Here is a 22,073-nt window from a genome sequence, read left to right as displayed (position 1 = left end):
CCGGAAGAGTCCGCAAGAGCCGCAGGCTGCCGCCGAGGAGGACCATCGTGAGTGCCCCGTCGTCCGCGCCCCACCAGGCCCCGCCGTACCCCATCCAGCGCGCCAACTACGTCGACCCCGCGCCCGCACTGATCACCGGCCCCGCCGTCAGCCCGCTCCGGTTCGTCGGCGGCAGTACGGGATGGCTGGTCACCGGATACCACGAGGCCCGGGAGGTGCTGCGGGACCCGCGGTTCAGCGCCGAGCGGTGGCGCGGAGACGACACGGTGCGGCCCATCTCGCAGACCATCCGGAAGAACCGCGGCAACGGGCCGGGATCGTTCCTGGCCATGGACGCCCCCGAACACAGTCACTATCGCGGATTACTCACCCGCTACTTCACCGTACGGCGGATGCGCGCCCTCGAACCCCGGATCGACGGCATCGTCACCGACTGCCTGGACGCCCTGGAGGCCGCGGGAAAGCCGGCCGACCTGGTGGAACACTTCGCGCTGCCGGTCCCCTCGCTGGTGATCTGCGAGATGCTCGGCGTGCCCTACGAGGAGCGTGAGACCTTCCAGCGGGCCAGCGCGCAGATCCTGGTCCAGGATCAGAGCGGCGGCCAGTTCGACCAGGGGATGCGTACGATCACCGGATTCCTCGGCGAACTCACCGCCGCCAAGCGGCGCGCTCCCCAGGACGATCTGATCTCGTACCTCACCTCCGTCGCCGAGCTGTCCGACGTCGAGATCGTCAACATGTCGGCGCTGCTGCTGATCGCCGGCCACGAGACCACCACCAACATGCTCAGTCTCGGCACCTTCGTCCTGCTCCAGAACCCCGAGCAGATGCGGCGGCTGCGCGAGGACGACGCGCTGGTGCCGGGCGCGGTCGAGGAGCTGCTGCGCTACCTGAGCATCGTCAACGCCTTCCCCGTCCGGATCGCGCTGGAGGACGTCGAGATCGGCGGCGTCACCGTCACGGCGGGCCAGAGCGTGGCGGTCTCGGTGCCCGCCGTGAACCGGGATCCCGCCCTGGTGGACGAGCCCCACACGCTCGACGTCGGCCGCCCCCGCAGCAGCCACCTCGCGTTCGGGTACGGCATCCACCAGTGCCTCGGCGCGAACCTGGCCCGGATCGAGCTGGCGGCGGGCTACCGCGGACTGCTCGGCCGTTTCCCGGGCCTCGCGCTCGCGGTGGAGCCGGAGAAGGTGCCGATGCGCAGCGACATGGTCATCTACGGGGCCCATGAGCTGCCCGTCACCTGGTGATCAGAACATCTCGCCGAACAGCGGGACTTGACAAAACTTCTTGCCGCATCGGCAAATGGGGGCATGGCAGACGACATTCCCGAGGTGCTGAACGCCGTCGGCCCGCGCCTGCGGGCGTTGCGGCGGGACCGCGGAGCCACCCTGGCCCAGCTGAGCGAGACCACCGGGATCTCGCTCTCCACCCTCTCGCGGCTGGAGTCGGGGCAGCGCAAGCCCACGCTGGAACTGCTGCTGCCCCTGGCCAAGGCCCACGGTGTCCAGCTGGACGAACTGGTCGGAGCGCCGCCCACCGGCGACCCCCGCATCCATCCCCGCCCCTTCACCCGGCACGGGCAGACCTTCGTGCCGCTGACCCGCTACCTCGGCGGGCTGCACGCCTACAAGCAGATCCTGCCCGGCCGGAAGACGGGTGCCGACGTCCGGCCTTCGCAGGCGGTGCATGAGGGTTACGAGTGGTTGTACGTCCTCTCCGGCAAGCTGCGCCTCGCCCTCGGCGAGCACGATCTGATGCTCACCGCGGGCGAGGCCGCCGAGTTCGACACCCGTACGCCCCACGGCTTCGCCAGCGCGAGCGCACACCCCGTCGAGTTCCTCAGCCTCTTCGGCGCCCAGGGCGAGCGCATGCATGTGCGCGCCCGCCCCACAGGCGACTGAGCCGGGCCCGGGTCACCCGGCGTAGACGTCCTCCACGAAGCGGCCCTCGGCCATCAGGGAGTCCAGCCAGCGCTGCGCCGAGGCCTCGTCCGCGCCGGGCGTGTGGGCCGCGTACACCGACCGGAAGGCCTCCCGCACCCCGGGAGCCATCCGGGCGCCGTCGCCGCACACGTACACCTCGGCGCCCTCCGCCAGCAGCCGCCAGATCTCGTCGCCGTCGGCGGCGATGCGGTGCTGGACGAAGCGGTGGCCGGAGACCGGGGCCTGGCTGAACGCCGGGCGCATCGACACGGCACCCGCGGCCTCGGCGGCACGCAGCTCCTCGGCGTGCAGATAGTCGGCGTCCGGCGCGTCGCAGCCGAAGTAGCACAGCGCCGGGGCCAGCGGTGTGCCGGACTCCACGAGCGCCCGCCGGTCGGCGATGGTGCCGCGGAACGGGGCGAGACCGGTGCCCGCGGACACCATGATGACCGGCCGGTCCGGCGCGTGACCGACGCGGAACGCGTCCCGGCAGGGTTGCACCCGGGCCAGCACGGTGTCCCCGGGCCGCACCGCGTTCAGGTGGCCGGAGCCGGTGCCCTGGAAGCCACTCGCCTCGTCACGCAGCAGCGACACCATCAGATCGACGTGGCGCGGGGAGACGGCGGGGGAGGAGGACACCGAGTAGTGGCGCGGCCGCAGCGGCGGCAGCAGCTCCAGCAGCACCGGCCAGGTCAGCGTCTCCCGCAGCGCCGGGTTGGCCTCGACCAGGTCCAGCAGGGTGCGTTCACCGGGGGCCTGCGCGGCGAGCGCCGCCTTCTCCGGCGGGCAGGGGTTCAACTCGGCGAGCTGGGCCAGCTGCTCGGCGTTCGGACGGTGGTTCAGCTCCACGTGGTGGGTCAGCAGCTCCCGTACGCTGAGCGGCCGGTCCACCGCCAGATTGCCGCGGCGGCCCGGGCGGGTGGGCACGATGCCGAGCACCGTCTCCGGGTCGGCGTGGAGCAGCTTGGCGGCCCGCGTCACCAGCTCGGGGTCGTTCGCCGGAAGCACGGTGAGATGGTCGGCGGTGCGGTACGTGACCCCCTCGGGCAGGGCCAGCCGGACGAACCGCTTGACGCGCGCGTACGACGGATCGCTGAGGCTGCCGGTCTCGGTGACCTCCATCGCCACCATGCCGTGCTGCCGCGCCAGACCGTCCAGCGGCCCGCCGGTGACCTCGGTGACGGTGTACGCAGGGCCGTCGTCCGCGGTGTCGGCCGGGACCGCGCCCACGGTGGCCGGGTCGCCGTGGCGCTCCAGCAGCGCGGTGCGCAGCCGCTCGGTGAAGTCCCGTACGGTCCCGCTGAGATCGCCCGAGGCGTCGGCGGCGGCCCGGTCGACGAGCCGGGTGGCGCCGAGGGCGGCCAGCCGCTCGTCGATCAGGGTCGGGACGCGCTGGTAGGTGGCGGCCCAGTTGCGGTCGCCCACACCGAGCACCGCGTAGCTCACGCCGTCCGCCGCGCCCGGCTCGGCCGTCTCCAGCCAGGCCAGGAAGGCGGCGGCGTCATCGGTGGGCTGCCCGTTGTAGGAGGCGGCGGTGATGATCACCGGACGTTCGGCGGGCAGCCCGCCCGCGTACGCGTCGAGCGGGGCGACTTCGGTGGCGCAGCCCAGCTCGTCGGCGCCGGCGGCCAGATCCTCGGCGAAGGAGCGGCAGGTGCCGAAGTTGGTGCCGTACAGCAGCAGCGCGCCGGTGTCCTGGCGGACCCGGGTGGGCAGCGAGGCGTCCCGGGCGGGCGCGCTTGTCGCCACCGCGGCGTCCGCCCCCACCGCCCGCTCCTGCGCGGTGCGGGGGACGAGCCGCAGGGTGAGGCCCTCGGGCTTGAGGGTGAGCGACTCCTTGATGTGCAGCTGGTAGTCCGCGTGGTCGATCAGCCGGTAGCGGTGGACGAGCATCGCGAGCAGCATGGTGGCCTCGTGCAGCGCGAACTGCCGCCCGATGCAGGCCCGCTCACCGGTGCCGAACGGCTTGTACGCGTGCACCGGACGCGCCGCCTCGGCCTCCGGGTCGAAGCGCGAGGGGTCGAACAGCTCCGGGTTGTCGCCCCACACCTCGGCGCGGTGCAGCATCGGGGTGAGCACGATGGCCGGATCCCCGGCCCGCATCGGAACGCGCCCGCCGAGCATGGTGTCCTCGCGCGCCTGCCGGGAGAAGGCGGCCGCGGTCGGCCACAGCCGCAGCGCCTCGTTCAGCACCTGGCGGGTGTAGCGCAACAGCCCCACCTGCTCGAACGTCGGCTCCGGGTCCGCGTCGGCGCCGAACAGCGCGTCGGCCTCCCGCTGCACCCGGCGCAGCTCGCCCGGGTTCTTGGACAGGTAGTGGAGGGCGAAGGACAGCGCGCCCGAGGTGGTCTCGTGACCCGCGATCAGAAAGGTGATCACCTGGTCCCGGATGTTGGCGTGGTCCAGCGGGGTGCCGTCGGAGGGATGCGTGGCGCTGAGCATCAGCCCCAGCAGATCGTCGGTGCCCGACTCGCCCGCGGCGACCCGTGCCTGGATCACCTCGTCGACGACGGACGCGAGATACGCCGTATCGGCGCGGAACGCCTCGTCCTGCTCGCTGTAGTCCACGTCCGGGCGGCGCCCCACCTTGCGCATGCTCCACTCCAGGCAGCGGACCATGGCTTGGACGAACGGATGCGGTTCCGCGCGGTCGAAGGAGCCGAAGTCATAGCCGAACCCGGCCAGCCCGATGGTGTCCAGCGTCATCCGCGTCATGTCGTCCGTCACCGCGACCGGCTCACCGCTCGCCGCGCCGGCGTCCCAGGCGTCGATCACCCGCCGCGCCACCTGGAGCATCACCGGGTGATACGTGCGCATCGAGCCGAGCGCGAAGGCGGGCATCAGGATGTCGTGGGCCTTCGCCCAGTTCGGCTCGTCGTTGTACGCGGTGAACAGCCCGTCGTGGGTGAACTCCCTGACGTTCTCCAGCGACTGGTTGATGTACTTGGAGAACCGCTGGTCGTCGCAGAGTTCCGCCACCAGATCGGGGTCGCTGACGAACAGCATGTCGGTGCCGTGCAGACGGCGCCGCACCACCGGCCCATGGCGCCGCGTCAGCTCCATGACCTGCTGGATGGGCGTGTTGTTCGTGTGCGCGGAGATGTCGACGACCGGGACGCCATCGGCGCCGCTGCCGTCAGCGGTCTCGGCCGGAAGGAGGGAGGTTTCGGTCATGACGATGCGATGCCTTCCATGCGGGGGATGTCTCCAGCCTCGCCCCGCCGCCCCGGGCCGCTCGCGCACCGCACTACATGATTTTGTAGTCCCGGACGGTGCTGCGGACTTGCGCACGCGACGCCCGTGGTGTCAAGGGGCAGGACGGAGAACGAGAGCGAGGGCCGGCGTGAACGACGACGAGGTGCCGGAAGAGGCGCGGCGGATCCTCGGCGGCGAGGACTGGGTCGTCTGGCGCAACCGCTCCCTGCTGCTCTTCGACCGGGTGCCGGTGCCGTGCGCGGTGTGCCGTACGGACGGCGAGATCCTGATGGCCAACCCGGCGATGGCGGGCGAGTGGGGCACCACCCCCGGGCAGCTGGCGGGGCGCAACGTCCTGGAGCTGTTCCACCCCAACGCGGCCGCCCAGGTGCACCGCATCGTGGAGGCGGTCCGGCTCGGCCGCCGCTCCCGCTATCCGATCGAGGTGCGGTGGCACTCGCCGGACGGGGTACGGCGGCACGGTGAGCTGACCGCGGACACCGTGAGCGACACCGACAGCCCGATGTGGCTGCTGGTGCTGCTGCGGGTGCTCGGCGAGGAACCCCGGCCGCGGGTCACCGGAACGGCGGACACCGCGCCCGGCGCACCGGAGCGGACCGCGCCCATCGAGGCCCGGATTCTCGCGCTCGCCGCCGGTGGCCACACCACCGCGCAGATGGCCCGGCAGACCGGCCTCACCGCGGACGGCGTCAACTACCACCTCACCCGGCTCTCCCGGCGCTGGGGCATCGGCAACCGTGCGGAGCTGGTGGCGCGGGCGTACGTGCTCGGCGTGCTGGCCCCGGGGACCTGGCCGCCCGAGCCCTCCTGACGGCCGGAACCTGCCCGCCCGAGCCCTCCTGACGGCCGGGTCCTGGCCGACGGATGCCCTGACAGAGGCTCAGCCGCGAATGGTCACGCCGTGGTGCGTACGCAGCCGCCGCAGCTCCCACAGCGACAGAGCGGTCACCGACAGCGGCCCGCCGAACGCGGCGCACAGCTGGGCGGCCAGCGGCCCGTTGGGCAGCCCGTCCGACAGCAGGTTGAAGAACGCGATGAGCCACACCAGCACCCCGGTGAGCACGGGCGGCAGCGCGGCGTGCACATAGGCGGTGTTGAAGGCGCTGCGCGCGACGTACGCGGAGGCCAGGAAGAGGAACACCAGCGCCCACGGCAGCCCCGCCATCAGCGACAGGCCGACCACCCACAGCTTCCAGCCCTGCAGCCCGTGCAGCAGCGTCGTCTGGCCTGCCACATAGATGAAGACGCCGAAGGCCACCAGGATCAGTACGTACCAGCCCACCGTCTTGAGCGGGCCGCGCAGCCGGGAGCGCAGCTCCGGGCGCCGGTGCGCGGGCGCGTAGAGGATGAAGCCGAACACGACCAACGGTCCGGTGAGGAGGAGCAGGAGCGGGGTCGCGAAGAGATTGCCGACACCGTCGGTCGCCGCACCGCTCCAGCCGCCGTCCGCCCCGTACATATAGACGAGCGCCAGGGTCGCGACGATACCGAGGACGGAGCGGGTGAGCTGGACCTGGTCGACGAGATGGTCCCGGACCCGCCCGCCGCCCTCCTGGTCGAACAGTCGCTTCGCCACGCGGTTCGCCGAACGGACCAGCGGGATGAGCGGCGAGAGCAGCCACCACCGACGGCGGCGCACCGGGACCGGCCGATACGGGCCGGGCGGCGGCGGTCCGTAGGGGTTCGGCGGCGGTGGGCCGTAGTACGGATTCTGCGGCGGCGGCCCGTACGGGCCGGGCGGGGGCGGTGGCCCCCACGAGCCTCCCTGCCCAGGATTGTTCGGCGGCTGCCATCCCCCCGTAGCCACGTGCACTCCTCTCCCGATCTGTGCCGTGGCGGCGAATTCTAGCCATAGGCCGTTGCGGCACCCTGGCGAGGGGTAGTGCCATATGACACGCTACTGGCCATGACCGGTACGAGTGCCCGACCCGGCATTCCCCGCCCCCCGGATGTGCTCGTCATCGGGGCGGGTGTCATCGGCGCGGCCTGTGCGTATTACTGCACGTCAGCAGGGCTGCGCGTCACCGTGGTGGAGCGCGGCGCGATCGGCGGCGGAACGACCAGCGCGTGCGAGGGCAACATCCTGGTGTCCGACAAGGAGACCGGACCCGAACTGAACCTGGCGCTGCTGTCCTCCCGGCTGTGGCGCGAAATCCGGGACGATCTCGGCGTTGAGGCCGTGGAGTACCACGCCAAGGGCGGCGTGGTGGTGGCCGGTTCGGACGCTACGGCGGCGGGCCTGCGCCAGCTCACGGAACGGCAGCGCGCGGCCGGGGTCGAGGCGGTGGACGTCCGCCCGGACGAACTGTTCGAACTGGAGCCGAACCTGCACCGCGAGGTGGCGGGCGGCGCCCACTACCCGCAGGACGCGCAGGTCCAGCCCGTACTGGCCGCCGCGCATCTGCTGCGCGCCGCGCGCGCCCGGGGCGCCACCGTCCACACCGGCATGAACGTGACCGGCTTCCTCCGGGACCCACGGGGCGCCGTCACCGGGGTACGCACCGACTCGGCCAGGCTGCCCGCTCTGCACGCCCGATGGGTCGTCAACGCGGCGGGCACCTGGGCCGGGCAGCTCGCCGACCTGGCCGGGGCGCCGGTGCCGGTACTGCCCCGTAAGGGGTTCATCCTGGTCACCGAGCCGCTGCCCCGCGTCGTACGGCACAAGGTGTACACCGCCGAATACGTGGCCAACGTCGCCAGCGACGACGCCGGGTTGGAGACCTCGGTCGTGGTCGAGGGGACCCGGGCGGGCACCGTCCTGATCGGCGCGAGCCGGGAGCGCGTGGGGTTCGACCGCACCGTGGCGCTGCCCGTGCTGCGGAAGCTGGCGGACCAGGCCATCGGGCTCTTCCCGTTCCTCTCCGATGTCGCGCTGCTCCGCGGCTATCTGGGCTTCCGCCCGTACTGCCCCGACCATCTGCCGGTGATCGGGCCCGACCCCCGTGCCCCCGGCCTCGTCCATGCCTGCGGCCACGAGGGCGCCGGGATCGGACTGGCGCCCGCCACCGGGCATCTGCTCGCCCAACTGCTCACCGGCCGGGCACCGGACCTGCCTCTCACGCCGTTTCGACCGCAGCGATTCGAGGAGGCCGCCGCATGAACCGGACCCGGACCCCCTTCACCTTCCGCTTCGACGGCCGGGAGGTGCGGGCCGAGCCGGGCCAGAGCATCGCGGCCGCGCTCATCGCCGACGGACAGCGCTCCTGGCGCAGCACCCGCGAAGGCGGCCGTCCGCGCGGGATGTTCTGCGGCATCGGTGTGTGTTTCGACTGCCTGGTGACCGTCAACGGGCGCCCCAACCACCGCGCGTGCCTGGTCGAGGTGGCGCCGGGGGACGTGGTGGAGACGCAGGAGGGAGCGGGCCGTGCCGACCTCGCCTGCTGAGCCCGTTGAGCCCGTTGAGCCCGCTGAGTCTGCGGGTGTCCCGTACGACATCGCGGTGCTCGGCGCCGGGCCCGCCGGACTCTCCGCCGCGACCGCCGCGGCGGCCCACGGCGCCCGGGTCGCACTGCTGGACGCGGCACCCCGCCCCGGTGGCCAGTACTGGCGCCACCGCCCCGCCGACGACGGCGCCGCGCACCACGACTGGCCCGCCTTCCAGCGGCTGCGCACGGCGCTGGACACGTATCGCGCCCGGCTCGACCATCTGCCCGGCCACGCCATCTGGCACATCGAGCGCACCGCCGCCGGTTTCGTCACCCACGCCCTGAGCGACGGCGCGTCCCACGAGGTCCGGAGCCGTACCGTCGTCGTGGCCACCGGTGCCTACGACCGCCAACTGCCCTTCCCCGGCTGGGACTTACCCGGCGTCTACACCGCGGGCGGGGTGCAGGCCCTGCTCAAGGGGCACGGCGTCGTCGCGGGGCGGCGCGTGGTCGTCGCCGGGACCGGGCCCTTTCTGTTGCCGGTGGCCACGGGCCTGGCCGAGGCGGGTGCCACGGTCCTCGGCGTCTTCGAGGCGGGGCGGCCGACGGCCTTCGTCCGCCATCCGCTCACCACCCTGCGCGCCGTCGGCAAACTCGCCGAGGGCGCGGACTACCTGCGGACGCTGCGGCGCCACCGAGTCCCGTACCGCACCAGCGCCACGGTGGTCCGGGCCCACGGCACGGACACCGTCACCGGGGCGGAGGTGGCGCGGCTGGACGGCGGGTGGCGGATCGTGCCCGGCAGCCGTCGGCGGCTGGAGTGCGACACGGTGGCCGTGGGCTACGGCTTCACCCCGCAGACCGAGATCCCCCTGCAGCTGGGCTGTGCGATGCACCGCGACGCCGATGGCAGCCTGAGCGCCCGCGTGGACACCCGGCAGCGCTCCACCGTGCCCGGTGTCTATGTGGCGGGCGAGACATGCGGGGTCGGCGGCGCCGAACTCGCGTGCGATGAAGGTGAGTTGGCCGGGTTGCATGCGGCGTACGTCACCACCGGTGCCCGCCCCGACCCACGCCGCGTCGCCCGGCTGCTGCGGCGCCGGGCCGCCCGGCGCGGCTTCGCCGCCGCGCTGTACGCCGCGTATCCGGTCCGGCCCGGCTGGCGGGAGTGGCTGACCGAGGACACCGTCGTCTGCCGCTGCGAGGAGGTGACCGCCGGTGCCATCCGCCATGCCGTCACCGACCTGGGCGCCACCGATCCACGGGCGGTGAAGCTGTGCGCGCGCCCCGGTATGGGCCTGTGCCAGGGCCGGGTGTGCGGCTACGCCACCGCCGCCCTGGCCGCCGGCCACGCCGGGCGCGATGTCACCGAGGAGGACCTGCGCGGGCTGGCGAGCAGGCCCATCGCCCAGCCGGTGCCACTCGGGCTGCTGAAGAGCCCGGGGGACCTGGCGAACGGAACCATGCCACACCACGACGAGGAGGGCGCATGAACGCACAGGCCAAGTCATGGCACGGGGTGCTCGTCGCGACGGCGCTGCCGCTGCGCGAGGACACCACCGGCACGCTCACGGTCGACTTCGACGGCTACGCCGAACACGTCACCTGGCTCGCGGAGAACGGCTGCCACGGTGTCGTCCCCAACGGCTCCCTGGGCGAGTATCAGACCCTGACCGCCGAGGAGCGGGCCCGCGTGGTCACCACCGCGATCCAGGCCGCCCCCGAGGGCTTCACCGTCATGCCCGGAGTGGCCGCCTACGGCGCGGACGAGGCCCGGCGCTGGGCCGAGCAGGCGGCCGGGGCGGGCGCCCCGGCCGTGATGCTGCTGCCGCCCAACGCCTACCGCGCCGACGAGCGCGCGGTGCTGGCCCACTACCGGGAGGTGGCCAGGGCCGGGCTGCCCGTCGTGGCGTACAACAACCCCATCGACACCAAGGTCGACCTGGTGCCCGAGCTGCTGGCGGAGCTGTACCACGAGGGGCTGATCGTGGCGGTGAAGGAGTTCACCGGCGATGTCCGCCGAAGCTACCGGATCCATGAGCTGGCCCCCGGGCTCGACGTCCTGTGCGGCAGCGACGACGTGGCCCTGGAGCTGGCCGTGGCCGGGTCGCCCGGCTGGATCGCCGGATACCCCAACGCCTTCCCGCGCGCCTGCGCCGAGCTGTGGCGGGCCGCCGCCGAAGGCGATCTCACCACGGCGCTGCCGCTCTACCGCACCCTGCATCCGCTGCTGCGCTGGGACGCCAGGACCGAGTTCGTCCAGGCCATCAAGGGCAGCATGGACATCGCCGGGCGCTACGGCGGGCCCTGCCGCCACCCGCGCGTACCGCTCACCCCCGAACACGCCGACACGGTGCGCAAGGCCACCGAGAAGGCCCTCGCGGAAGGGCTCGGCTGAACCCATGCGCAGCGACCGGGTCTTCCACGCCGTCGACTCGCACACCGAAGGGATGCCGACCCGTGTCATCACGGGCGGCGCGGGGGTGATTCCCGGCGCCACCATGTTCGACCGGCGCCGGTACTTCATGGAACACCTCGACCACATCCGCCGGTTCCTCGTCAACGAGCCGCGCGGCCACTCCGCGATGAGCGGGGCCATCCTCCAGCCGCCGACCCGCCCCGACGCCGACTGGGGTGTGCTCTTCATCGAGGTCTCCGGCTGTCTGCCGATGTGCGGACACGGCACCATCGGCGTCGCCACCGTCCTGGTGGAAACCGGCATGGTGGCGGTCGAGGAGCCCGTCACCACCATCCGGCTGGACACCCCCGCCGGGCTGGTCGTGGTGGAGGTGGCCGTCGAGGCGGGCGCGGCGCGCGGGGTGACGCTGCGCAACGTACCCGCGTTCACGCTCGCCCTGGACCGTACGGTGAAGGCCGGGCCCTTCGGCGACATCCGCTATGACATGGCCTTCGGCGGCAACTTCTACGCCATCGCCGACCTGGGCGACCTCGGCATCCCCTTCGACCGGGCCCACAAGAACCGCGTCATGGACGCCGGGATGACCATCATGGCCGCCATCAACGAGCAGGACCGCCCGGTCCACCCCGGCAACCCCGAGATCAGCGGCTGCCACCACGTCTATCTGGCCGCCCCCGGATCGGACGCCCTGCACTCCCGCCACGCCATGGTCATCCACCCGGGCTGGTTCGACCGCTCACCCTGCGGCACCGGCACCAGCGCCCGCATGGCCCAGCTGCACACCCGCGGACTGCTGCCGCTGCACACCGACTTCCGCAACGAGTCGTTCATCGGCACCCACTTCACCGGGCGGCTGGTCGAGGAGACCACGGTCGGCGGACTGCCCGCGGTGGTGCCCACCGTCACCGGGCGCGCCTGGATCACCGGAACCGCCCAGTATCTGCGCGACCCCGACGACCCGTTCCCCGAAGGCTTCGAGCTGTGAAGAGCTGACCAATCTGTGAAGAGCCGACTATGAAGAGCCGATCATGAAGACCATCGACGCGGCCTCCGTGGCCGCCGCCCTGCCCCCGCACACCGCGATCCGGGCGCTCCAGCAGGCGCTGCGGGACGGGCTCGACCCCGAGGCGGACCCGCCGCGCGGGGTGGTGCCGGTCGACCACGGCCAGCTGCTGCTGATGCCCGCCGAAGGCCGTACCGCCCGGGGAAGCGCCTACGCGGGCGTCAAAATCGCCACCGTGGCGCCGGACAACCCGGCGCGCGGACTTCCCCGCATCCAGGGGCAGTATCTGCTGCTGGACGCCGAAACGCTCACCCCACTCGCCCTGCTGGACGGGGTCGCGCTCACCAACCTCCGTACCGCCGCGATGTCCGCCGCGGCCGCCGACCTGCTCGCCCCGCCCGGCGCGTCCCGCCTGGTGCTCTTCGGCGGCGGCCCGCAGGCCCACAGCCATCTGGCGGCGCTGCGCGCGATCCGCCCCCTCACCGAGGTCACCGTCGTCGGCCGCACCCCGGAGCGCACCCGCCAACTCGTCGCGGGCTTCCCGGAGACCGCCGGGGTCCGCGTCATGGCCGGTGCGCCGGACGCGGTCGCGGACGCCGATCTGATCGCCTGCTGCACCACGGCCCGCACCCCGCTGTTCGACGGGACCCTGCTGCCCCCGCACGCCACCGTGCTGGCCGTGGGATCGCATGAACCCGGCGCGAGGGAGGTCGACGATCACACCGTCCGCCACGCCACCGTCGTGGTCGAGTCCCGCGCCGCCGCCACCCGGGAGGCGGGCGACCTCATCCAGGTCATCGACCGCGGTCTGCTCGACCCCGCCCAACTGGTGCCCCTCGCCGACCTGGTGCGCGACCGGCCGGGCGGCCCGGCCGTGGACGGCGGACGCCCCCGGCTGTTCAAGAGTGTGGGAATGGCATGGGAAGATCTGGTGCTCGCCGGTACCGTCCATGAGGCCATCGAGTCCCGTCAGGCCGAGGCCATCAAGTCCCGTCAGGCCGACGAGAGCGACAGATGAAGGAGACCGCATGACCGTGGACGACGGGGCCACCACGCGCCTGCCCTCGCTCCGCGGCCGCCTCAGCCTCCGCGAGGAGATCGCCGAAACCCTCCGCGGCGCGGTGATCTCCGGAGAGCTGAAGCCCGGTGTCGTGTACTCCGCGCCGAGCCTGGCCGAACACTTCGGGGTGTCCGCCACACCCGTGCGCGAGGCCATGCTCGACCTCGCCAAGGAGGGGCTGGTCGAGATCGCCCGTAACAAGGGCTTCCGGGTCACCCACCTCTCCGCGGCCGAACTGGACGACATCACCCACCTGCGCGCGCTCATCGAGATCCCGGTGATCCGGCAGATCACCGAGGCGGGTGTGGCCCCCGAGGTCATCGCGCGGCTGCGGCCGCTGGCGGCGGGCATCGAGGATGCCGCGCACCGCCGCGACTTCATCGCACACGTCACCATCGACATGGAATTCCACCTCACCCTGCTGGAACAGGCCGGGAACAGCAGACTGGTGGAGATCGTGCGCTCCCTGCGCACCAGCTCCCGGCTCTACGGTCTGCGGACACTGACCGAGGGCAGCGCCCTCTTCGACTCCTCCCACGAACACGCCGAACTCCTCGACCTCATCGAGGCGGGCGACGCGGACGGCGCGGAGGCCCTGATGCGCCGCCACCTCGGCCACGTCCGCGGGATCTGGGCCGAGCGGACCCCTGACCCCGCACCCGGAGGCCACCCGGCTCGCCCGGCCGGGGAGCCGCCCCGGTGAGCGCGTTACACGAGGCCGAGGAAACCTACCGGCGGATGGTGTACGACACCTTCGCCCGGGACCTGAAGATGGGTTTCAACCTGGGCTTCTGCCGTACGTTCGCGGTCCCCGCGATCGCCCGGGTGCTCGCCTCCACGGGCCGGATGACCGAGCACACCCGGGTACGCGCCAAGGCCACCGGCGCGATGATGTACGGGCTCTTCGAACACGGGCTGGACAGCGAGCGGGGCGCCGAGACCATCGCGGCGCTGAACCGGCTGCACGCCCCGTACGCCATCGGTGACGACGCCTTCCGCTATGTCCTCGCCTGCTTCGACCTCGCCCCGATGCGCTGGTGCGCGGACCACGCGTGGCGCGCCCCCACCGACGCCGAGCGGACCGCCTCGCACACCCTGTACCTCGGCCTCGCCGACCGCATGGGCATCCCCGATGTGCCCGCCACCTGGCGCGAGTTCGACACCTGGATGAGGGCTTACGAGCGCGCGCACTTCGCCGCCACCCCGCAGGGGCGGGCGCTGTGGCAGGCCACTCGCGGCATGCTGGCCGACCGGGTGCCCGGGGTGCTCGGCCCACTCGCGGGCGCGGCCGCGGACAGCCTGTTCGACGACCGGGCGCGGGAGGCCTTCGGCGCCCGGCGGCCCCCGGCCCTGGTCCGCGCCGCCACCCGGGCCGCGCTGCGGACGCGGGCGTGGCGCGGGCGGCGGGCGCGCGCCCAGGAGCCGTAAGACACTCCGGGCGCGGGCCCTCAAGAGAGCCCGTGGACGATGTCCGCGGTCGCCGGGTACAGCGCGCGGTAGCGTGCGTACAGCTCGTCGTAGCGCGCGGTGGTGGCGGGGTCGGGGCGGCAGCGGGCGGCGGGCGGATTCCATCGCGTGATGTCGGCGTCCCCGACGGCCGACGCGGCGAGGAACGCCGAACCGAGGCTCGCGCCGACGGTGTGGGTGGGGATGTCCTGGGTCAGCCCGGTGATGTCGGAGACGATCTGCGTCCACAGATGCCCCTGGGCGCCACCGCCCACGGCCACCACCCGGTCGATGCGCCCACCGGCGGCGCGGATCGCCTCCACGTTGTGTCGGACGCCGAAACCGGTGGCCTCCAGCGCCGCGCGGTAGAGATCGCCGCGGGTGTGGGCCAGGGTGAGGCCCGCGAGGACGCCGCGGGCCGCCGGGTCGGCGACCGGGGTGCGTTCCCCGTCGAAGTACGGCAGCATCAGCAGGCCGCGCGCACCCGGGCCCGAGGTCTCCGCATCGGCCAGCAGTTCGGGCACGGACGGGTCCCCGAACAGCGAGCGCAGCCAGTCGGTGATGGCCCCCGAGGACGCCATGCCACCGGCCAGATTGCGGGTGCCCGGGAGCGCCCCGACGGTGCCCCACAGGGCGGGGAAGGTGACGCGCTCCTCGACCGTGTTGATCAGGAACATCGTCGAGCCGTACATCAGCATCAGATCACCGGCGTTGTGCGCGTCGCCGCTGACCGCCTCCGCCCACGCGTCGATGGTGCCGACCGTCACCGGGGTGCCCGCCGCGAGCCCGGTCGCCTCCGCCGCCCGCGGTGACACCCGTCCCGCCGTGTCCCCGGACCAGCCGAGCCGGGGGAGTTCGATCCGCCCGGCCAGCCCGTCCGACCAGGGGCGGTACCAGTCGAGCGCGCCGGTGTCGTAGAGCGGGGTGCACTGGCTGGCCGAGTGGTGGTCCAGTACGTACTCCCCGGTGAGCCGGTGCACCAGCCAGGAGCTGGGCATGAACAGCCGCCGGGCGCGGGCGAAGACACCGGGCTCGTGCCGGGCGAGCCACGCCAGCTTGGGGCCGACCGCCTGCGTGGAGAGCACCGAACCGCAGCGGCGCAGGATCTCCTCGCGGCCCAGCTCGCCCTCGATCTCGCGGATCTGCTCGGTGGCGCGGGTGTCGATCCCGTACAGCAGGGCCGGTCGCAGCGGCGCACCGGCGTCGTCCGTGACCGCGACACACGGCCCCATCCCGCTGACCCCGACCGCCTCCACGGTCACCTCGGCGGACCCGAGCAGATCCCGCACCAGCGTGATGAACTCCCGCCACCACACCTCCGGATCCATCTCCACCCAGCCCGGACGCGGCCGGTCGACGGAGTGCCGTACGACGGACTGGGCGAGGACCGTGCCGTCCGTCGACACCAGCACACCCTTGGAGCTGGAGGTCCCGATGTCCACGCCCACCACGGCGCGCCTCGGCGCACGCTGCGACGTCATCACCCGGCCTCGATCGCCACGTCGCCGCACAGGTGCACGGACACCCCCAGCCGTGCGAAGGCCGCCGCCTTGGCGGCCAGCGCGCGGTCGGCCGTGGCCGGGTCGGGCGCGTACACCACCTGGATGTGATTGGCCCTGTGACGGGCCATGAACTGGTCACGGCTCACCCCGTCGAGGACCGCGTGCATGATCGGCCACTCCGGGTTGGTGGCCTTCCGGCGCCGCCGCGTCTCCTCCTCGGGCAGCTCCACCGCCCGGCCGCGGCCGATGTCCAGATGCAGCCTGCCCCCGGCGATATACAGCCGGGACCAGACGATCTCGCCGGGCCGGGACACCCCGGCCAGGGTGCCGCCGCCGGCCGGGAAGTACACCGGGTTCTGCCGCAGCGAGACGGCCTCGGCATAGCCCCCGGCCAGGTGCGATGCCGGGATGGAGCCGGAGATCTCGAAGACCCAGACGAAGTGGCCGTCGTAACTCTCGCCCCAGCGGACGTCGTGCAGGGTGGTGGCCGGGTCGAGGCCCATCGCCGTCCAGACGCGGTTGCTGAGCAGCGCGTCCACCGCCACGCCCTCGTCCACCTCGTTGAAGTGGGGGAGCGGACGGCCCTCCCACAGCACCCGGGAGCCGTCGCGGCTGCGTACCGGGGGACGCTCGGCGTTGTTCAGCAGCCCCTCGGCGAGGTCGGACGCGGCCACCAGGTCCTTCAGGCCCTGCTGGTACTGGATGCCCACCGCGTCAAGCCCGAAGTCGTCGCTGATCCGCAGTGCGGCGATGTACATCGCGAACTGCTGGCGCAGCTGCTCATCGGTCAGCTCGGTGGCCTCGTCCGTACCGGTCTCGAAGCGCATGCCGCGCTCGGTGAGCCACGCGCGCACCGCGGTGGTCTCCGCCTCCGGCACCGTGGACATCTCGGCGTACAGCGCGCTCTGTGACAGGCGCTCCTTGTAGATGCCGAGGGGGTTGAGGAGTTCGTCGTCGATGATGGCGTTGTACATGCCCATGCAGCCCTCGTCGAAGACCCCGATGATGGCCTTGTCCGCCATCAGCTGGTCGGCGACCGCGTGTCCCAGTTCGCGCTCGGGCGTGGCGGGAAGCGGTGGCAACGGCCGCACGTGCGAGGCGTCGTGGGGGACGGTGCCGGTGTCCACCCAGCTCCGAAGCCCGTCCAGGAACCAGTCGTCGGTGAAGTCCACGCTCCACAGCGTGGCGTACTCCTTGCCCATCTTGGTCAGGCCCGCGTTCACCCCGAGCAGCCCCACCAGGCCGGGCCAGGTGCCGTCGAAGTTGGCCACGGTCAGGATGGGACCGCGGTGAGTGCGCAGTCCGGCCAGCACATGATGGCTGTACTGCCACACCGCCTCGGCGACCACCAGGGGCGCGTCGGGCGGGATCGAGCGGAACACGGTCAGCCCCATGCGCTGGCTGTCGATGAAGCCATGGCCCTTGACCGGATCCACCTCGTGCGCCCGGCGCACCGTCCAGCCGAGCTTCCCGAAGGCCTCGCCCAGCGCGGCTTCCACCGACTCCTGGACCGGCCATCCCGCCGCGTTCGCGGAGGGGCGCAGATCGCCGCTGGCCACGAGCCACACCGTGGCGGGCTCCACGGTCGGCCTCGGCGTACTGACCGGCACGGTGTACGGCATGGGCGCCACCACATTTCCCTGCGTCATCGATGGGCCCGCGACGGCCGCCACGGGTGCCCGCAGGCTCTCAGAAATCGATTTCTCAGACAAGGGTCCGACACCTGTGGTGATGCCGCGCCGAGAGGTGGCTACCGTGGGTGAGGTGACACCAACGCCGACGATCAAAACCGTTGCCGAGGAGGCGGGGGTCTCCCCGGCCTCCGTATCCCGGGCCCTCAACGGCAATCCGTCCATCGCGCCGGAGATCGTCGAGCGGGTGATGCGGGCCGCCGACGCGGTGGGGTACCGGCCGAACGGGATCGCGCGCAGCCTGCGCACCCGCACCACCAAGGTCATCGCGCTGCTCATCCCCGACATCGGCAACCCGTTCTTCACCGCGGTCGCGCGCGGCGTCACCGATGCCGCCGAGGCGGAGGGTTTCACCGTCCTGCTCTGCAACACCGACGAGGATCCCGAGAAGGAGCGCCGCCACCTCGCCGTGGCCGAACAGGCCCGGGTGGCCGGGGTCGTGCTGTCCCCGCAGGGCCGGGACACCGACATCTCCCGGCTGCGCCAGAGCCGCATCCCGGTCGTGGTGATCGACCGCCCGCTGAGCGAGAAGACCGATGCCATCGTGGTGCGCTCCTTCGCGGGCGCCCGGGCCGCCACCGCCCACCTCATCGAGCAGGGCTGGTCACGCCCGGCCTGTATCACCGGCCCGGCGTCCGCCGACACCGCCCGCGCCCGGCTGCGCGGCTACCGCGCGGCCATCCGCGAGCATCCCGGCCTGCCGGAGATCGTCGCGCACGCCGACTTCCGGCAGGACGGCGCGATGCTCGCCGCCCGGGAGCTGCTGTCCCGGTCCGATCCGCCCGACGCGTTCTTCGTCGCCAACGCCCCGATGGCGCTCGGCACTCTGGCCGCCCTCGCCGAACGCGGCCTGCGCGTCGGCTCCGACGTCGGCTTCGTCTCCTTCGACGACGCCCCCTGGGCCCCGTACATGACGCCGCCCATCTCGGTCGTCGCCCAGCCCGCCCACCCCCTGGGCGAGCGCTCGGCACGGCTGCTGCTGGAGTCCCTCCGCGCCCCCGCGGAACGCCCCCCACGCCGCATCACGCTGTCCCCCACCCTCATCGTTCGCGCCAGCTCCCTGCGGCCGCAGCGGGGGTGAGCCGGTTTCAGGGCGTAGCGCGAGGTCAGGAGACGCGGGTCGGGGGCGTGACCGGCTCCGGGGCTGGGGCCGGGGCGGAGGCCGGCTCGCTGGTGCGCTGGGTGGGCAGGGGGACCTGGCCCGGCTGGTGGAGGACGACGGTGCGCATCGGGAGCGGGATCTCGATGCCCTCGGTCTGGTAGCGCCGGTGCAGCCGCTTCATGAATTCGTGCTTGATCAGGTACTGGTCGCTGAACTCCAGCGCGCCCAGGAAGACCGAGAAATCGATGCCGGACTCGCCGAAGGTGTGAAAGCGGATACTCGGCTCAAAATCGACCACGCCACCCGAGACGTCGGCCATCACCTTCGCGGCGACCTCGGCCGTCACCCGTTCGACGTGTTCGAGGTCACTGCGGTACGCCACCCGCACCTGCACCATCACCGACATCTCCTGTCCCGGCTGGTGGTAGTTGGTGGTGATGGTCCCGGCCAGCTTGGCATTGGGGATGATCACGAGGTTGTCGGACAGCTGACGGATCGTGGTGTTACGCCAGTTGATGTCCACGACGTACCCCTCCTCCCCGCTGCTGAGCCGGATGTAGTGACCGGGCTGGACCGTCTTGGACGCCAGGATGTGCACGCCCGCGAACAGGTTGGCCAGGGTGTCCTGCAGGGCCAGCGCGACCGCCAGGCCGCCCACGCCCAGCGCCGTGAGCAGCGGCGCGATCGAGATGCCCAGGGTCTGGAGCAGGATCAGCACGCCCATCATCAGTACCGCGATGCGGGTGATGTTGACGAAGATGGTGGCGGTGCCCGCCACTCCGGACCGGGACAGCGCCAGGGTCTGCACCAGACCGGCGACCACCCGCGCGGCCGTGACGGTGGTGGCCAGGATCAGCGCCGCGATCACCACCTGGTTGACGGTGTGGCCGACGGTGCGGGTCAGCGGCAGCGCCGCGGCCGCCGACGACACGCCCACGGACATCGCCGCCCACGGGGCCAGGGTGCGCAGAGTGGCGACGATGACGTCGTCCCCGCTCCACCGCGTCCTGCGGGCCCTCTCGCCCAGCCAGCGCAGCGCCATCCGCGCCAGCAGTCCGGCCGCCGCGGCGGCGAGCAGCGCGGCGCCGACGATGAGGATGTCGTGCAGCGTGAGTGCCCGGTTCACCGCTTACCTCCCGACGTGCCGCCCGCCGCCCTCGGGGCGTCGGGCCGCGTCGTCTCCGGCCCGGAGTCGTGTCTGCTGCTCACCTGGTCACCTGTTCGTGCGGAGGATGTGCTGATGGCGTCGCGGCTCGTTCACACGGCCTCGACGTGACCTGCCATCTTGCCGCATCCCGTCAACATGCTGATGACCGCCCGGCCATGACCGCGAGGGGGGAAATGGCCGGTCGTCACAGCATGGACCACGTGGAGAACATGGATATCGCGGGGACCATGGATGACATGGATCTCATTCCGCACGGCCCCGCCGAGGACGACCCCAATCCGCTGAACCGGCTCTCCCTCGACCAACTGCGGCTCCGGACCAGCATGAAGTGGCGCACCTACCCGCACGACGTGCTGCCGCTGTGGGTGGCCGAGATGGACGTCCCGCTCGCCGGGCCGGTGGTGCGGGCGGTCACGGACGCGATGGCCCTCGGCGACACCGGCTATCCGGCCGGTACGGCGTACGCCGAGGCGCTGGCGGGCTTCGCCCGGGAGCGCTGGGGCTGGGACGGGCTCGCCGTGGACCGTACGGCCATCGTGCCCGATGTGATGCTGGGTGTCGTCGAGGCGCTCAAGCTGATCAGTGGCCCCGGGGACGCGGTGGTGGTCAACTGTCCGGTCTATCCGCCCTTCTACCCGTTCGTGGAGCACATGGACCGCCGGATCGTGGAGGCGCCGCTGGGCGCGGACCTGAGGCTCGACCCCGCCGCGCTGGAAGACGCCTTCCGGCGCGCCGTCGCCGGTGGCCGACGCGCCGTCTATCTGCTGTGCAGCCCGCACAATCCGACCGGGACCGTGCACACCGCCGGGGAACTGACCGCCGTCGCCGCGCTCGCCGACCGCCATGGCGTACGGGTCGTGGCCGACGAGATCCACGCGCCCCTGGTGGCCCCGGGTACCGTCTTCACCCCGTATCTGAGCGTGCCCGGCGGGGAGAGCGGACTGTCGCTGATGTCCGCCTCCAAGGGGTGGAACCTCGCCGGGCTCAAGGCCGCGCTGCTCATCGCGGGACCCACGGCCGCCGAGGACCTGGCGCGCCTCCCCGAAGAGGTCGGCCACGGCCCCAGCCACATCGGTGTCATCGCCCACACCGCCGCGCTGCGCGAGGGCGTGGAGTGGCTGGACGCGCTGCTCAAAGGGCTCGACGACAACCGGCGGCTGCTGGCCGGTCTGCTGGCCCGGCAGCTGCCCGGGGTCCGCTACCGGCCGGGCCCGGCGACCTTCCTCGCCTGGCTCGACTGCCGCGCCCTGGGCCTGGGGGACGACCCCGCCGCCGTCTTCCTCGACCGTGGCCGGGTGGCCCTCAACTCCGGCTTGCCCTTCGGCACGGGCGGGGCGGGCCACGTCCGGCTCAACCTGGCCACCTCGCCGGAGCTGATCGCCGAGGCGGCACGGCGGATGAGCGCGGCCCTCAGCTGACGCGCGCCCTCACCCGACGCGCGTCCGGACCGGCCGTCGGCGCTCCGTGCGCGACGGCCGGTCCCGCTGGGGGACCCCCGTTGGCGTCAGCCGGTCAGGTCCGTGATCCACCAGGCCGCGGCGCTGCCCGGCAGTGTTCCGGGCGGGCAGGAGGTGCTGGCCAGAATGGGCGCTCCGGTGACCGGAGCCGGGACCGCGTGGTCGCTGAAGTTGATCGCGCACACCAGCCCGTCGCCGCGCATGAACGCCAGCACCTCGGGCGGCGACTCCATCCACACCAGCGGGCCCTCGCCCATCTGCGGCAGGCTGCGCCGCAGGTACAGCCCTTCGCGGTACAGGTGCCAGAACGAGTCGGTGTCGGCCAGGGCCCGGTCGGTGGCGTGTTCGGCGAACCATTCGGGCTGCGGCAGCCAGGGCTGTGCCACCGCCTCGCCTGTGGTGAAGCCGAACGGCGAGGCCTGCCCCGACCACGGCAGCGGCACCCGGCAGCCGTCGCGGATGTGCTGACGGCTGCCGGTGCGGTGGAAGATGGGGTCGGTCAGCACATCGTCCGGCAGGTCGACCACCTCGGGCAGACCCAGCTCCTCGCCCTGGTAGACGTACGCGGCGCCGGGCAGGGCCAGCATCAGCAGGGCGGCGGCGCGGGCCCGCGCCGGGCCGAGGCACGCGGCCTCGTCGGTCGCCGAGTCGCTCGCGTACCGGGTGACGGTGCGGACCTGGTCGTGGTTGTTGAGGACCCAGGTGACGGTGGAGCCGGT

Annotated in this window: 19 protein-coding genes; 13 read left to right on the top strand and 6 right to left on the bottom strand. The window is 72.6% G+C overall.

Annotated features, from left to right (window positions below; genetic code table 11):
* Positions 1–47 precede the first annotated feature (47 nt).
* Both ACZ6CL_RS31055 and ACZ6CL_RS31050 read left to right on the top strand, forming a co-directional pair.
* Entirely contained in the window at positions 48–1,250 is a 1,203-nt protein-coding gene (locus ACZ6CL_RS31055; RefSeq protein ID WP_468941668.1) for a cytochrome P450, read from the top strand.
* A gap of 63 nt (positions 1,251–1,313) precedes the next feature.
* Positions 1,314–1,904, top strand: coding sequence for a helix-turn-helix domain-containing protein (locus ACZ6CL_RS31050; protein WP_468941665.1), 591 nt, complete (start codon positions 1,314–1,316; stop codon positions 1,902–1,904).
* A gap of 12 nt (positions 1,905–1,916) precedes the next feature.
* Here ACZ6CL_RS31050 and ACZ6CL_RS31045 read toward each other — a convergent pair whose 3' ends face one another.
* The gene (locus ACZ6CL_RS31045; protein WP_468941663.1) at positions 1,917–5,099 is read right to left on the bottom strand and encodes a cytochrome P450; all 3,183 of its coding nucleotides are present in this window, start codon (positions 5,097–5,099) and stop codon (positions 1,917–1,919) included.
* 169 nt (positions 5,100–5,268) lie between these two features.
* Here ACZ6CL_RS31045 and ACZ6CL_RS31040 point away from each other — a divergent pair, with 169 nt between their 5' ends.
* Entirely contained in the window at positions 5,269–5,952 is a 684-nt protein-coding gene (locus tag ACZ6CL_RS31040) for a PAS domain S-box protein (RefSeq protein ID WP_468941661.1), read from the top strand.
* A 69-nt stretch (positions 5,953–6,021) separates the two neighbouring features.
* Here the strand turns inward: ACZ6CL_RS31040 and ACZ6CL_RS31035 are convergent, their stop codons facing one another.
* Positions 6,022–6,948 carry a hypothetical protein gene (locus tag ACZ6CL_RS31035; RefSeq protein WP_468941659.1) on the bottom strand — a complete coding sequence of 309 codons (927 nt, stop codon included), beginning with the start codon at positions 6,946–6,948 and terminating at the stop codon, positions 6,022–6,024.
* 99 nt (positions 6,949–7,047) lie between these two features.
* On the opposite strand from ACZ6CL_RS31035, the gene ACZ6CL_RS31030 reads away from it, so the two are divergent.
* Genes ACZ6CL_RS31030 through ACZ6CL_RS30995 form a run of 8 tightly spaced genes read left to right on the top strand, consistent with a single transcriptional unit; the run spans position 7,048 to position 14,416 of the window.
* Complete coding sequence (locus tag ACZ6CL_RS31030; RefSeq protein WP_468941658.1) at positions 7,048–8,241, top strand: NAD(P)/FAD-dependent oxidoreductase; 1,194 nt, start codon at positions 7,048–7,050, stop codon at positions 8,239–8,241.
* Positions 8,238–8,525, top strand: coding sequence for a (2Fe-2S)-binding protein (locus ACZ6CL_RS31025; protein WP_468941656.1), 288 nt, complete (start codon positions 8,238–8,240; stop codon positions 8,523–8,525). The genes ACZ6CL_RS31030 and ACZ6CL_RS31025 overlap by 4 nt, the downstream gene beginning before the upstream one ends.
* Positions 8,506–9,999 (top strand): FAD-dependent oxidoreductase, encoded by a 1,494-nt coding sequence (locus ACZ6CL_RS31020; protein WP_468941654.1) that lies wholly within the window; start codon positions 8,506–8,508, stop codon positions 9,997–9,999. Before ACZ6CL_RS31025 ends, ACZ6CL_RS31020 begins: the two co-directional genes overlap by 20 nt.
* Positions 9,996–10,904, top strand: coding sequence for a dihydrodipicolinate synthase family protein (locus ACZ6CL_RS31015; RefSeq protein ID WP_468941653.1), 909 nt, complete (start codon positions 9,996–9,998; stop codon positions 10,902–10,904). The genes ACZ6CL_RS31020 and ACZ6CL_RS31015 overlap by 4 nt, the downstream gene beginning before the upstream one ends.
* Positions 10,905–10,908: 4 nt before the next feature.
* On the top strand, positions 10,909–11,910 hold the full coding sequence (locus ACZ6CL_RS31010; RefSeq protein ID WP_468941650.1) for a proline racemase family protein: 1,002 nt from the start codon (positions 10,909–10,911) through the stop codon (positions 11,908–11,910).
* A 43-nt stretch (positions 11,911–11,953) separates the two neighbouring features.
* Positions 11,954–12,946, top strand: a complete 993-nt coding sequence (locus ACZ6CL_RS31005; RefSeq protein ID WP_468941647.1) for an ornithine cyclodeaminase family protein — start codon at positions 11,954–11,956, stop codon at positions 12,944–12,946.
* Positions 12,947–12,956: 10 nt separating this feature from the next.
* Positions 12,957–13,691, top strand: a complete 735-nt coding sequence (locus tag ACZ6CL_RS31000) for a GntR family transcriptional regulator (protein WP_468941645.1) — start codon at positions 12,957–12,959, stop codon at positions 13,689–13,691.
* Positions 13,688–14,416: an oxygenase MpaB family protein gene (locus ACZ6CL_RS30995; protein WP_468941643.1), complete on the top strand. Its 729-nt coding sequence runs from the start codon at positions 13,688–13,690 to the stop codon at positions 14,414–14,416. The genes ACZ6CL_RS31000 and ACZ6CL_RS30995 overlap by 4 nt, the downstream gene beginning before the upstream one ends.
* 20 nt (positions 14,417–14,436) lie before the next feature.
* Here ACZ6CL_RS30995 and ACZ6CL_RS30990 read toward each other — a convergent pair whose 3' ends face one another.
* Positions 14,437–15,915, bottom strand: a complete 1,479-nt coding sequence (locus ACZ6CL_RS30990; RefSeq protein ID WP_468941640.1) for an FGGY-family carbohydrate kinase — start codon at positions 15,913–15,915, stop codon at positions 14,437–14,439.
* Positions 15,915–17,558 (bottom strand): fucose isomerase, encoded by a 1,644-nt coding sequence (locus ACZ6CL_RS30985; RefSeq protein ID WP_468941637.1) that lies wholly within the window; start codon positions 17,556–17,558, stop codon positions 15,915–15,917. The genes ACZ6CL_RS30990 and ACZ6CL_RS30985 overlap by 1 nt, the downstream gene beginning before the upstream one ends.
* Positions 17,559–17,700: 142 nt before the next feature.
* On the opposite strand from ACZ6CL_RS30985, the gene ACZ6CL_RS30980 reads away from it, so the two are divergent.
* Positions 17,701–18,708 carry a LacI family DNA-binding transcriptional regulator gene (locus tag ACZ6CL_RS30980; protein WP_468941634.1) on the top strand — a complete coding sequence of 336 codons (1,008 nt, stop codon included), beginning with the start codon at positions 17,701–17,703 and terminating at the stop codon, positions 18,706–18,708.
* Between the two features lie 25 nt (positions 18,709–18,733).
* Here ACZ6CL_RS30980 and ACZ6CL_RS30975 read toward each other — a convergent pair whose 3' ends face one another.
* Positions 18,734–19,855, bottom strand: coding sequence for a mechanosensitive ion channel family protein (locus ACZ6CL_RS30975; RefSeq protein ID WP_468941632.1), 1,122 nt, complete (start codon positions 19,853–19,855; stop codon positions 18,734–18,736).
* A gap of 278 nt (positions 19,856–20,133) precedes the next feature.
* Here ACZ6CL_RS30975 and ACZ6CL_RS30970 point away from each other — a divergent pair, with 278 nt between their 5' ends.
* Entirely contained in the window at positions 20,134–21,315 is a 1,182-nt protein-coding gene (locus tag ACZ6CL_RS30970) for a MalY/PatB family protein (protein WP_468941629.1), read from the top strand.
* A gap of 86 nt (positions 21,316–21,401) precedes the next feature.
* Here the strand turns inward: ACZ6CL_RS30970 and ACZ6CL_RS30965 are convergent.
* A partial coding sequence (locus ACZ6CL_RS30965) for an alpha-amylase family glycosyl hydrolase (RefSeq protein ID WP_468941627.1) occupies positions 21,402–22,073 on the bottom strand: 672 nt, incomplete at its 5' end.

The organism is Streptomyces sp. NPDC041200, assembly GCF_055591805.1.
Note: the sequence above shows the minus strand (reverse complement) of the source record. Positions and strands in the feature narration are given on the sequence as shown.